10 protein-coding genes are annotated in these 12,313 nt (G+C 46.6%); 4 read left to right on the plus strand and 6 right to left on the minus strand.

What is annotated here, in order from left to right; genetic code table 11:
* Positions 1 to 7: 7 nt before the first annotated feature.
* Positions 8 to 460 carry a terminus macrodomain insulation protein YfbV gene (yfbV, locus tag INR79_RS12600; protein ID WP_004406170.1) on the minus strand — a complete coding sequence of 151 codons (453 nt, stop codon included), beginning with the start codon at positions 458 to 460 and terminating at the stop codon, positions 8 to 10.
* Between the two features lie 345 nt (positions 461 to 805).
* On the opposite strand from yfbV, the gene INR79_RS12605 reads away from it, so the two are divergent.
* Entirely contained in the window at positions 806 to 2,002 is a 1,197-nt protein-coding gene (locus INR79_RS12605; protein ID WP_004406172.1) for an acetate kinase, read from the plus strand.
* A 104-nt stretch (positions 2,003 to 2,106) separates the two neighbouring features.
* On the plus strand, positions 2,107 to 4,260 hold the full coding sequence (pta, locus tag INR79_RS12610) for a phosphate acetyltransferase (protein WP_022551218.1): 2,154 nt from the start codon (positions 2,107 to 2,109) through the stop codon (positions 4,258 to 4,260).
* Between the two features lie 53 nt (positions 4,261 to 4,313).
* Here pta and INR79_RS12615 read toward each other — a convergent pair whose 3' ends face one another.
* The 3 genes from INR79_RS12615 to INR79_RS12625 form a co-directional block, all read right to left on the minus strand.
* The gene (locus tag INR79_RS12615) at positions 4,314 to 5,282 is read right to left on the minus strand and encodes a DUF3137 domain-containing protein (protein WP_022613121.1); all 969 of its coding nucleotides are present in this window, start codon (positions 5,280 to 5,282) and stop codon (positions 4,314 to 4,316) included.
* Positions 5,283 to 5,293: 11 nt separating this feature from the next.
* Positions 5,294 to 5,854: a LemA family protein gene (locus INR79_RS12620; protein WP_223094514.1), complete on the minus strand. Its 561-nt coding sequence runs from the start codon at positions 5,852 to 5,854 to the stop codon at positions 5,294 to 5,296.
* A gap of 275 nt (positions 5,855 to 6,129) precedes the next feature.
* Positions 6,130 to 7,002 carry a Tim44 domain-containing protein gene (locus INR79_RS12625; RefSeq protein ID WP_022551221.1) on the minus strand — a complete coding sequence of 291 codons (873 nt, stop codon included), beginning with the start codon at positions 7,000 to 7,002 and terminating at the stop codon, positions 6,130 to 6,132.
* A 341-nt stretch (positions 7,003 to 7,343) separates the two neighbouring features.
* Here INR79_RS12625 and INR79_RS12630 point away from each other — a divergent pair, with 341 nt between their 5' ends.
* Both INR79_RS12630 and INR79_RS12635 read left to right on the plus strand, forming a co-directional pair.
* Positions 7,344 to 7,940 (plus strand): TetR/AcrR family transcriptional regulator, encoded by a 597-nt coding sequence (locus tag INR79_RS12630; RefSeq protein ID WP_004406182.1) that lies wholly within the window; start codon positions 7,344 to 7,346, stop codon positions 7,938 to 7,940.
* A 9-nt stretch (positions 7,941 to 7,949) separates the two neighbouring features.
* Entirely contained in the window at positions 7,950 to 9,824 is a 1,875-nt protein-coding gene (locus tag INR79_RS12635; protein WP_223094516.1) for an MFS transporter, read from the plus strand.
* 52 nt (positions 9,825 to 9,876) lie between these two features.
* On the opposite strand, the gene menE is transcribed toward INR79_RS12635, so the two are convergent.
* Entirely contained in the window at positions 9,877 to 11,289 is a 1,413-nt protein-coding gene (menE, locus tag INR79_RS12640; RefSeq protein ID WP_223094518.1) for an o-succinylbenzoate--CoA ligase, read from the minus strand.
* Complete coding sequence (gene menC, locus INR79_RS12645) at positions 11,283 to 12,269, minus strand: o-succinylbenzoate synthase (RefSeq protein ID WP_038142611.1); 987 nt, start codon at positions 12,267 to 12,269, stop codon at positions 11,283 to 11,285. Before menC ends, menE begins: the two co-directional genes overlap by 7 nt.
* Positions 12,270 to 12,313 lie beyond the last annotated feature (44 nt).

Below are 12,313 nucleotides of genomic sequence, written 5' to 3' on the forward strand. Positions count from 1 at the left end.
TTCGCAGTTAGAACCAACGTTCCAGTGCAGATTTGTCGAGCTGCCTAAAAGCGCGATTTAATGTAACCGCCAGCTCTTTATATCTCGGTTTGCTTTTGATTGGCTCCAAAGCACCACCAGCTTCTATGATCTTTTGATGGATTTCTCGATACCAAGAGGCAAGAGCAGGAGGAAGTTGAGTGTTGGAGCGATTTCCCAACCACCACATTCCCTGAAGCGGAAGGCTTATGGCAAACAGCGCCATTACGATTGCCTGTGGCATCGCCTGCTGGTTCTGAAACACCATTTGCATCAGCACGCTGATCGCAGCTACAGCTGGCATCACTTTAATACCAAACTTCGTCGCTTTGATGATGCGTTGTTCTGGAAAAAGAGGGGTCAGCTCTTTTCTCATAGGCCAAATATCCATGTATTTTTGACCATCTTTCAAACTATGGATAAGCCCGACTTTATTATTCATACCGACCTCTCACTAAAATAAAATGACAACCTTTAAAAAAAAGCTGCAAAAAAATTGATTCTAGTTAAAATGCACTCAAATTTTTTTGTTATCTTGGGTCATTATCGCTATCCTTAGCAAACCCTCAATCTCATTGTTGCTGTTATTTACAATTTAGGCAACCGTGAGTGTTATTTTGCAAGGATGCGTATTTCGTATTGATACTGAATCAATACGCTCAACGATACGGAATTTCAAGTATTTTTTGACCAAGCGTAATTGGCTTTTAACGAAAGGCGATTACGCTTGCGATTGATTTTCATCCTTAACTGATTCTTTTATCAGACGAATAACAGGTAGTCACTCATGTCTAAGCTAGTTTTAGTTTTAAACTGCGGTAGTTCTTCACTTAAGTTCGCCATTGTTGATGCAGCAAATGGCGACGAGCACCTAACCGGTCTTGCAGAATGTCTTCATCTTCCAGAAGCACGTATCAAGTGGAAACTTGATGGCAAGCACGAAGCACAACTAGGTGATGGAGCTGCACACGATGAAGCACTTTCTTTCATCGTTGAAACTATTCTTGCTTCTAAGCCTGAGCTTGCTGAGCAACTGAAAGCTATCGGTCACCGTGTTGTACACGGCGGCGAGAAGTTCACTCAGTCTGCATTGATTGACGAAGCTGTACTTAAAGGTATCGAAGACTGTGCAACTCTGGCACCTCTTCACAACCCTGCTGCAATCATCGGTATTAAAGCGGCTCAGAAAGCTTTCCCAAGCCTGCCAATGTCTGCAGTTTTCGACACAGCCTTCCACCAGACCATGCCTGAAGAAGCGTACCTGTACGCACTTCCTTACAACCTATACAAAGAGCACGGTGTTCGTCGCTACGGCATGCACGGTACTTCTCACCTGTTTATCGCTCGTGAAGCGGCAGAGCGTCTTGGCAAACCAGCAAATGAACTGAACATCATTAACTGCCACCTGGGCAACGGTGCTTCTGTTTGTGCAATCAAGAACGGTCAATCTGTAGACACTTCAATGGGTCTGACTCCTCTTGAAGGTCTGGTTATGGGTACACGTTGTGGTGACATCGACCCTGCGATCATCTTCCACCTACACGACGCGCTTGGTTACTCTGTTGAGCAAATCAACACTATGCTAACCAAAGAATCTGGTCTGCAAGGTCTAACTGAAGTGACATCTGACTGTCGTTTCGTTGAAGACAACTACGGCGAGAAAGAAGAAGCAACTCGTGCAATGGACGTGTTCTGCCACCGTTTGGCTAAATACGTTGCAGGTTACACAGCAACACTAGAAGGTCGTCTGGACGCTATCGTATTCACTGGTGGTATCGGTGAAAACTCTGGTCCAATCCGTGAGATGGTTCTTAACCGTCTGGGTGTATTCGGTATCGAAGTTGATGGCGAAGCGAACCTGAAAGCGCGTTTCGGTGGTGAAGGTACTATCACTACTGCTGACAGCCGCATCCCAGCGATGGTTATCTCTACAAACGAAGAGCTTGTAATCGCTGAAGACACTGCTCGTCTGGCAGGTCTATAATAAACTGACTTTACTGGGTGACGCATATTGCATGCGTTAACCCAGTTCTTATTTTCAGCTCTGCCAAAACAGAGCATTTACCTGATAGTGATAGGAACTCCCCTATGTCCCGTACTATTATGCTTATCCCAACTAGCGCCGGTGTTGGTCTTACCAGTGTTAGCATGGGCGTTCTTCGCGCAATGGAGCGCAAGGGCGTTAAAGTTTCTTTCTACAAACCTATTGCCCAGCCTCGTAGCGGCGGTGATCAACCCGATCTAACGTCTACCATCGTATCTTTCAATAGCGACATGAAAATTGGCCGACCAACGCCAATGACAGAAGCTGAAGCACTGATCGGTGCTGAAAAGATGGACGAGCTGCTGGAAACCGTGGTCGAGCGTTACAATCAAATCAATAAAGATTCTGACGTGACCCTGATTGAAGGTTTGGTTCCTACTCGCAAACATCCATTTGCTAACCAGGTAAACGCAGAAATCGCGAAAACGCTGGGTGCAGAGATTGTATTTGTTGCGACTCCTGGTACAGACAACCCTACTCAGCTTAAAGAGCGTATTGAAGTTGCCTGTTCTAACTTCGGTGGCACCAAAAACAAGAGCATTTCCGGCGTTATCATCAACAAGCTAAATGCGCCAGTTGATGACGCAGGCCGTACCCGCCCAGACCTTTCTGAAATCTTCGATGATGCAGACAGTGCTCAGCAGGCGAACCTTGAAGTAATGCAAATCTTCAACTCTAGCCCGATCCGTGTTCTGGGTTGCGTGCCTTGGAGCATCGACCTGATTGCAACTCGTGCTATCGACATGGCAAAACACCTGAAAGCGGAAATCGTGAATGAAGGTGACATCGCAACTCGTCGTATCAAGAGCATCACGTTCTGTGCGCGTTCTCTGCCACACATGATTGAGCACTTCCGTCCGGGTTCTCTGCTGGTGACTTCCGCAGACCGTCCTGACGTTATTGTTGCCGCAGCACTGGCAGCTATGAATGGTGTTGAAATCGGTGCAATCCTGCTAACAGGCGGTTACGACATTCCTGACGAGATCGTGGACTTGTGTAAGCCAGCATTCGACACTGGTCTTCCTATCTTCAAAGCGCAAGGTAACACTTGGCAGACGTCTCTGAACCTTCAAAGCTTTAGCCTTGAAGTACCAGCAGACGACCGTGAGCGTATCGAGTTTGTTAACGATCACGTTGCAAGCCACATCGATGGTCCTTGGATCGACACGCTAACTGAAGGCTCTGCAGCCGTGCGTCGTCTGAGCCCACCAGCATTCCGTTACCAGCTAACTGAATTTGCTCGTCGTGCAGCGAAACGCATCGTACTTCCTGAAGGTGATGAGCCACGTACGGTTAAAGCGGCGTCTATCTGTGCTGAGCGCGGTATTGCAGAATGTATCCTTCTTGGTAACCCAGAAGAGATCAAGCGTGTTGCTGAGCAGCAAGGTGTCACTCTTGGTACTGGCGTTGAAATTATCGACCCAGAAGCCGTTCGTGAGAAATACGTAGAGCGTCTGGTTGAGCTTCGTAAGAACAAAGGCATGACTGAAGTTGTGGCTCGCGAGCAACTCGAAGACACCGTAGTACTGGGTACTATGATGCTTGAGCGCGCAGAAGTTGATGGACTGGTTTCAGGTGCTGTTCACACAACAGCAAACACGATTCGTCCACCACTACAGTTGATCAAGACGGCGCCAAACGCGTCTCTGGTTTCATCTGTATTCTTCATGCTTCTGCCAGATCAGGTTCTGGTATACGGTGACTGTGCGATCAACCCAGATCCAAACGCAGAGCAACTGGCTGAAATCGCAATTCAGTCTGCCGATTCTGCAGCCGCATTTGGTATCGACCCTCGCGTTGCAATGATCTCTTACTCTACTGGTACATCTGGTCAGGGTGCTGACGTTGAGAAAGTACGTGAAGCAACTAAGATTGCTCAGGAAAAACGTCCTGATCTCGTTATCGACGGTCCGCTTCAGTACGATGCAGCTATCATGGAGAATGTTGCAGCATCGAAAGCGCCAAACTCTCCAGTTGCAGGTAAAGCGACAGTATTCGTTTTCCCTGACCTAAACACAGGTAACACGACATACAAGGCTGTTCAGCGTTCTGCTGACCTTGTTTCAATCGGTCCAATGCTTCAGGGCATGCGCAAGCCAGTTAATGACCTGTCTCGTGGTGCACTGGTTGACGACATTGTTTACACAGTGGCACTTACCGCCATTCAGGCGAAGCAAGCAGAAGACGCTGACGCGTAATTTTGTTCGCAAACATATAAAAACCCGCCAAATGGCGGGTTTTGTTTTTTGTATTACTGTTTGGTCCAGATTCGGGTATTCAGGTCCAAATCCTCTACCACTCCGATAAAGAAATCCAGATCTCGAAATATCTCTTCGACCATATCAAATGCCACTGCTGACTTATTCAGCTTCGGCTCGAAAAAGTCTTTTCTGTTTGGAATCGCGATGTAGATATTGCCACCTACAAAAGACAGGCTAATCCCGACGTTGCCAGCACTTTTTCGAAATTCCACCAGTCTCCGCATCAGTGCGGGACTAAGCAAATAACGAGCTTCAACCTGATCGTCACTGTACACTTCAAAGTATTGTTCGAAGTCCACGTCTTCAAGCGCGACTCTGTCTCCAATACCGCCAAACTTATCCGTCAGGGCTTTACCAATTGACGAAAAAAATCCCTGACTGTCGGCAAGAACGTATGTCTTGCTATTAAAGTGTTTATTAGCATCCGCAATAAAGAAAATACCTTTAAAAATGGTATGCCAATTGGTTGTGGTTCGGCCTTTAGAATCACGCGATGTGGTTTTGTACTCCGTATGAAGCTCAGAGAACTCAATTGCCGTTTTGCCTATTTTGCCCGTGATATGGTCTTCGCCGCTGTATCTGTCATAGCTCCTGCGGTAAAGCCCACTGGTTTTGTACTTTGTAGAATCCACATAACCATTGGGTCGACAAGTCAGTGAAGGATCTATGAACTCAAGTAATGCGGTAACAACTTCATTTTTGTAGGCTTTTCGATAAACACTCCACTTGGCATTAAAGAAAGCCCCTAAAATCAGCCCCCCAATGACAATAGGAAACATTGCCACTTCAATTTCCTGATTGGTTGCTAACACCCAGAAAATCGACGCTGCAATCAAAATAGCCCCTAGAACAAGGCAAATATTTTTTCGTTTCACCGCTTCGAGGCGCGTTTGCTCCAGCGGCTCCAATTTTGGCTTTAACTCATTTTCGAACAGAGTCTGCAGTTCAGTTGCGTTCATTTGTTTCCCTATCAATTACCAAACAGGTTACCAACATTTGGATTGGCTTTTTCCGCTTCAGGGATCTCAAACAACGTTCGTGTTGTCAGCCCCATAAAGTTGGCAAAGATATTTGAAGGGAACATTTCAACGGCATTATTCAGATTGGTTACAGCCGCATTGAAGGAACGACGAGCAGCAGAAATCTGCTCTTCTACTTCGTTTAGTGTGCGTTGCAGGTGAGAAAAGTTTTCGCTGGCTTTCAGCTCTGGGTAAGCTTCTACCGTCACATTGAACTGAGATAAAGCCTGATTCATTCGCTTATCCAGCTCTACTTTATCTTCACTGCTTAGATTCCCACTCATGGCTTTAGAACGGATGTCGGTCAGTTCTGTCAGTACTGAGGACTCATGCTTAGTGTACGCTTTAACAGACTCGACTAGGTTTGGAATCAGGTCAAAACGCTTTTTCAGCATCACATCAATGCTGGATTCGGCATTCTCAACCTGATTCTTTTTTGCGATCAGCCCGTTGTAGGTCATGATGCAGAACAAGAGAAATACGACAACTAGCCCAATAATTACCCAATCCACTGGCAACTCCTTGAATTAAAATAAAGAAACCAGAAGACGCTAACAAATCTCAGGAAATAATGAAATCATTGCATATGGATCTTGCGATTTACGTTTAACGAATTCCATATCAAATACAGCTATTGATATTTTGAGCAATTTCTTGCTCGAATCAGAATCCAGACTTGCTTGGCTTTTGAATTTTCAGACAAATCGAAAGTGGTGTGTTTGAGGGGCAAAAAGAAACCCCTTCCTCAATGAGGAAGGGGTTTACCTATAGGGTGACTAAATTGAGCTTAAGCTTGAATACCAACGATCAACCATGGTGCATTCGGTTGAGTCAGGTCGCGCTCCAGGTGCCATACGTCTGTGATGTCTTCTTCAACACCTTCGACAGAGTCGCGGTAACGACCACTGAACTGAAGGCTAAGCTGCGCGCTGGATGAGTCGTAATCCGCACGTACAATTTCTGCATCGACATACATAACTTCAGTATGCTGATCGCCTTCTAGCTTAGCGCGCTCTGCTGACAAATCTTCGAAGAGACCCGGAGAAACATACTCACGGATTGTCTCAAGCTGGTTGTGGTTCCATGCGCCCTGAAGCGTACGATAGTGCTCGCGAGAGCCATTGATAAACGCAGCCTGATCAAAACCCGGCGGGTAATTATGTGGAACATCGCTTGTCCCTGTCGCACCAAAACCACCAGATAAAGGCTGGCTCTGCTCGAAGTTATGACCGTTTGGCTGCTGTTGAGGCTCAAACGAGTTGCGATTCATTCCAGGATAAGCAGGTTGCTGCTGATTCATGCTGCCCTGTTTGGCTGCAAGCATGCCTTTCATCAATTTGAAAATAACAAATGCAATCAGACCGATAATCAGAATATCCATGAACTGGATACCTTCAAATGCACCGCCAAAGAATGCAGCAAGAAGTCCACCAGCAAGCAGACCACCCAGTAAACCGCCCATCAGCCCTTTCTTACCGCTGGTCTGTTTACCCTGGTCTTTACTGATGGTATTCGTGTTTTGTTGTTGCTGTTTTGGAGCAGGCGCAGTTTTGTGGCTCTTGCCAAATGACTTACCACCGCCAAACTTTTTCGCTTCCGCGATTGGGGCAGTGGTAACCGAAATCATTAACAAAGCGACAAACGCAAATAATCGTTTCATCGTTATTTTTCTCTTAATTCTGGTATTAACATTATGTAGCTATGGGCATGTAAAGCCGATATCAAGTCCCATAACGACTTTTAGAATCATAGCCCCTCGTTGTTAACATTTAAATACGTGCAACAAAAATCTGTGTTTCAGAATATTGCCATGATAAAAAAGAGTGATACCTTGGTTCCAAATAAATTAAAATATTTGTTTAACAGTAAACTAACCTATACAGCTCTAATTTCAGTAAATTGGGCTCGTGGGCATGTTTATCACCTTGACCCTTATATAAGCGACACTTAAAATAATGAACATTGTTCATTTTTAACCAATCAACCAAACATCACCCCATCATGGCCAGACGTAACGATCATACTCGCGAAGAACTGATTGCACTGACTCTAGAGAAAGTTAAATCGTTTCTTGAAGAAAAACCCCACCACGAGCTTAGCCTCAGAAAGATAGCCAATATGATTGGTTACGTCCCAAGTACACTTGTTAATGTGTTTGGCAACTACAATCTGCTTTTGCTTAAAGCCGTTGCCCAGACTCTGGACGAACTTTCTCTGCAGGCAGAAAAAGCCGTAGAAGACGCGCAGCACCCTATAGACGCGTTACACAAACTCGCGTACTGCTATCACGATTTTGCGTTAGCTCATCCACATCGCTGGCAACTGATTTTCCAGCACACCATGAACGGTGAAGAGCTGCCGACCTGGCAGGCAGAGCGAATCGACAAAATGACGGGAATGCTTGAAGGCTTGATTGAGATGATTACACCTGAAGGCGCAGATCGTAACGTTGTTGAAGCAAGCCGAGTGTTGTGGGCAGGCGTACATGGTATTACATTGCTCAGTGTTGATGATAAGTTCTTTTCAGCTTCTCCAGTCGATGGCAAAATCTTGATCGATAATCTACTTTCCAACTATTTGGCTAACTGGCAAGCATAAGGATTTTGAATGCCTAATCAGCACCCGTCTCTTATGAGGCAGAAGCGCTTCCTCCCGTATTTTATTACTCAGTTTTTTGGCGCATTCAACGACAACATTTTTAAAAATGTTCTGTTGTTGTTTGTTGCGTTTGCCGGAGCCGAAGCCCTTCCTATTTCCAGTAACCTGTTCATTAACCTGGCGGCTGGTCTGTTTATTCTTCCGTTTTTCCTTTTCTCTGCATCCGCCGGGGTGCTGGCAGACAAATATGAGAAAAGCGCTTACATCCGAAAAGTAAAGCTGGCTGAAATTGGCATTATGACCTTAGGGGCAATTGGTTTTGTCACTCAAAGTTATCTGATTTTGCTGATTCTGCTGTTTCTGATGGGAACACAGTCGGCTTTCTTCGGGCCTGTAAAATACGCACTTCTGCCACAACACCTAAAACGTGACGAACTGGTTTCGGGGAACGCATTGGTAGAAACGGGCACATTTTTAGCGATTCTGCTGGGTACTTTAGGGGCAGGGGTAATCGCATCTGCGGATAATGCCACTATTGTGGCCGCCATTTGTGTGGTCAGTTTTGCCCTATGTGGTTACGTGGCGAGCCGTTCTATTCCTGAAGCAGCACCGACTGCGCCAGACGTCGAATTTAAGTGGCGACCAGTTTCCCAAACCAAACATACCTTAGCCATTGCTAAACGTGACCGAGTGGTCTTTCAGGCGATAATGGCAATCAGCTGGTTCTGGTTCCTGGGCGCAAGTTATCTGACTCAATTCCCGAACTACACCAAATTACACCTGAACGGTAACGAAAGCGCGGTTTCCTTCCTTCTGGCGTTGTTCTCTGTCGGTATCGCCATCGGTTCTATGGCGTGTGATCGCATTTCCAAGCATAAGCTGGAACCCGGCATTGTTCCAGTCGGTAGCCTTGGCATCAGTGTCTTTGGCATTATGATGGCGAGCTTCACTCCAGATTCTCTGCCTGAGTTTGCCGATTTCACCAGTTTCCTGACCTACCCTGCTCTCTGGCCAGTATTTTTCAGCTTGCTGATGTTGGGAGCGTCCGGTGGTTTGTTCATCGTACCGCTCTATACCTTGATGCAAACTCAGGCGCGTGAAGATGAACGCGCACAAATCATTGCAGCGAATAACATCTATAACTCAATCTACATGGTAGGCAGCGCGGTTCTAGGTATTGTTTGTTTGAGTGTACTGGAGCTTTCCATTCCTACGCTTTTCTTGCTTCTGGCGATTGTGAACATTTTTGTTGCGATTTACGTGTACTGGCAAGCGCCTATGTTCTTCTCTCGCATCGTACTGTGGATGTTTACCCACACCATGTATCGAGTAAAACATAAGAACTTAGACAACATTCCTAAAGAAGGCGGCGCACTGATTGTTTGTAACCATGTGAGCTACATGGATGCGTTATTGATGATTGGTGCCTGTAAGCGTCAGATTCGCTTCGTGATGGAAGAAGAATACGCGCACTTTACACCGATTAAAACACTGCTCGAAAATGGAGGAGTGATTGCCATTGATGGCACCAATAGCCGCTCAGTTCGTCAGGCTTTCACGCAGGTAAAAGAAGCACTTTCTAAGGGAGAAGTGGTTTGCATATTCCCAGAAGGTCGCTTAACAAACGATGGAGACATGAATCCGTTTATGCGTGGTATGGATCTAATTCTGCGCCGCTCCCCCGTTCCTGTTATCCCAATGGCATTAAAAGGGTTATGGGGAAGTTACTTCAGCCGTTCCAAAGACGGGCGAGCCTGTCACGGCTTCCCAAGACGCTTCTGGTCAAGGGTTGAGATTGAGGCAGGTACACCCGTTCAACCGGACAACGCTTCAACCGAGTATATGTTTGAGCAAGTTTCCACACTGCGCGGCGATTGGAAGTAAGCTCGCCTGAACTATAGATCTTAGGGTCTGTTGACCTTGCAAAAGGAGCGAATCATTCGCTCCTTTTCATTTTCGACCTTTCTAAGCACAGCCATTCTTTCAGCCACTTTCTTGAAATCTTAATGCCACCCTGCTCTTTCGCTTCACAGGACATCAAATGGTATTCAACAGGCCACTTAAACTTTTCAAGACGGTTAGCTAGCTGGGCATCATAATCGGGCTTATTAGCCAAGACTTGAGTCTCGAGGACGGCGACGGGTCGCTGCCCGTAAATATCATCAGCCACAGGTATTACGATTGCATTGGAGATACTGTTGAGACTCATCAACGCTGACTCAATCTCTTCGCATGAGATATTTTCGCCTCCGGAGATGAAACGATTATCGACTCTGCCCCTTACAACAAGCTCGCCTTCATGCCATTGCCCTAAATCACCCGTCGCGTACCAACCATCCTCCAATTCCAGTGGAATCACAGAACCATTTTGGTAATAACCTTGAGCTAAGGTTTCACCTTTTATCCAGATCTCGTCATCAGATAATTTAAGCGCTCGGTTCGGGAGCGCCATTCCCGCACTGTGAATGCCTTCGGCTCGCTTTGCTGTCACCGTAGACGCCGCCTCTGTCAGCCCATATCCCATCCAGACTTCAATTCCCGCTCGATTCGCAGCAGAAATAAGCTCAGAGGGAATATCGCTACCTCCCAATAACACCCGTTTCAGCTCGGTCTTCTCGCCGCTGTCTAACAATGCTTTCAATTGAGTCGACACGAGAGAGGCGTGAGACACCGCTTTCAAATCCTGTATTAGCCCTTGAGTAGAAGGCATCACCAGAGTCGAGCCGGTAGCAAGCCAACGCCAGATAATAGCGAGACCAGAAACATGGTACAACGGCAGACTTAATAACCAAGTGTCTCCTTTGGAAAACTCAAACACTTCCAAAAGCCCTTTTGCAGAAGCGAGATGGTGACAAGCTTGATGCGCCACCGCTTTTGGGTCACCTGTAGTACCAGAAGTAAAAATTAGGCTCGATATCAAATTTTCATCAAATAAGTTTTCACCAAATAAGGTCTCATCGAATGAGGAAGGAGGGTTAGATGGTGACGTATCTGACGGCATCAAGCTTGGAAATGAGTGTGTCAGAGGTTCCTGATCTTGCCAGTACACCAAGCTTGGTGCGATGGTATTTAGTTTCTTGTTGATGACTTTTGTTGGAGCAGGTGCGATAGGGGCAAAGATCGCCCCCAAGTCAGCACAGGTAAGTACCAGGTCCAACATCGTTAATGAGTTTTTCCCTACACATGCAACCACGCCTTGCTTCGAAATACCCTGCCCTTCGAGCAACGCACGCATAGATTCCACTCTGATTTTAAGTTCCGCCCAGCTAAAGGTTTTATCTTCGAAAACAAGCGCAATGTCATTTGGAAAACGTTCTGCCCAGTAGCGAAGCGGAAATCGGTCTAGCACTGAAACACAAGCTCCTGCGATTCAAGAGATTCGATCGGTAACGGTGAGCCCGGCCATGGCACTTCCAGTTGAGAAGCAAACATACTCAGGGTATCTAATCCAGGGACACTTTTAGGAGTGAGCCAGTGTGCTAAACGAGCAAGTTGGTTTAACCCTAAGCTGGACTCTAAAGATGAGCTGATTACGCTGGTGATGCCCAGTTTTTCTGCCTGCTTAACCAACGCGGCGCAGCGCTCTATTGAACCTATCAGGCTGGGTTTGATAACCAGACTTTTCACGCCCGTTAGCTCAGACAGCGCAAAACCTTCTTGCTTTACTGCGTGCTGCAATGTCTCATCCCAGGCAATAGCAATCCCAGTATCAATGGCAAAAGCGAGGCTTTCTCCCGGTTGCTTACACGGTTCTTCTAAAAATGCGATTCGCTGACGGTATGAAGGGTTAATGTAGCTAGCAAATTTTCGCGCTTCATCTGGTGACCATGCGCGATTGGCGTCTAATCGAAGGGACAGATCCGGTATGGATTCCAAAAACAGGTTAACCAGCATGCCATCGCGAATCGGCTCGTAAAGCCCTACTTTTATCTTCGCCACTTTCTCACCGTTTAGCTGGCTCAATACGGGAAGAAGATCGTCGGGGTCACCTGTACAAAGTGGCGCAACGGAGTAATTACCATTTTCTGGTAAGCCACCCACCAGCTCCATTTGCGCAATGGACAACCCAAACGACACCGATGGGTGCAAGGTATCAAGATGTAATTCTTCTCCCGCAGCCCATTTAGCGAGTTGTTCCTGAAGCTGTTCACCCGCATCTTCAAAGCTTTCTTTACTAAATCCGGGTAAAGGGGCGACCTCGCCAAACCCAGTGTTTTCTCCCTCTTTCAGTTCGATGATCCAGCCATCGCGCTGAGGAAGTTTCTGATCTCGCAATATTACGCCGCTGTCCATCGCCAGCTGGTAGCGGTAAAGCTTTACGTTTCGCATATGTCCTGTCCTTTTACCCAGTATGCTTTCGTCCTTAAGGTCCA

The organism is Vibrio sp. SCSIO 43132, assembly GCF_019904195.1.
GTDB classification, from domain to species: Bacteria; Pseudomonadota; Gammaproteobacteria; order Enterobacterales; family Vibrionaceae; genus Vibrio; species Vibrio nigripulchritudo.

Excerpts from the sequence above, each read along its gene's own strand:
- yfbV (WP_004406170.1), bottom strand. The coding sequence starts at position 460 with ATGAATAATAAAGTCGGGCTTATCCATAGTTTGAAAGATGGTCAAAAA.
- INR79_RS12605 (WP_004406172.1), top strand. The coding sequence starts at position 806 with ATGTCTAAGCTAGTTTTAGTTTTAAACTGCGGTAGTTCTTCACTTAAG.
- pta (WP_022551218.1), top strand. The coding sequence starts at position 2,107 with ATGTCCCGTACTATTATGCTTATCCCAACTAGCGCCGGTGTTGGTCTT.
- INR79_RS12615 (WP_022613121.1), bottom strand. The coding sequence starts at position 5,282 with ATGAACGCAACTGAACTGCAGACTCTGTTCGAAAATGAGTTAAAGCCA.
- INR79_RS12625 (WP_022551221.1), bottom strand. The coding sequence starts at position 7,002 with ATGAAACGATTATTTGCGTTTGTCGCTTTGTTAATGATTTCGGTTACC.
- INR79_RS12630 (WP_004406182.1), top strand. The coding sequence starts at position 7,344 with ATGGCCAGACGTAACGATCATACTCGCGAAGAACTGATTGCACTGACT.
- INR79_RS12635 (WP_223094516.1), top strand. The coding sequence starts at position 7,950 with ATGCCTAATCAGCACCCGTCTCTTATGAGGCAGAAGCGCTTCCTCCCG.
- menC (WP_038142611.1), bottom strand. The coding sequence starts at position 12,269 with ATGCGAAACGTAAAGCTTTACCGCTACCAGCTGGCGATGGACAGCGGC.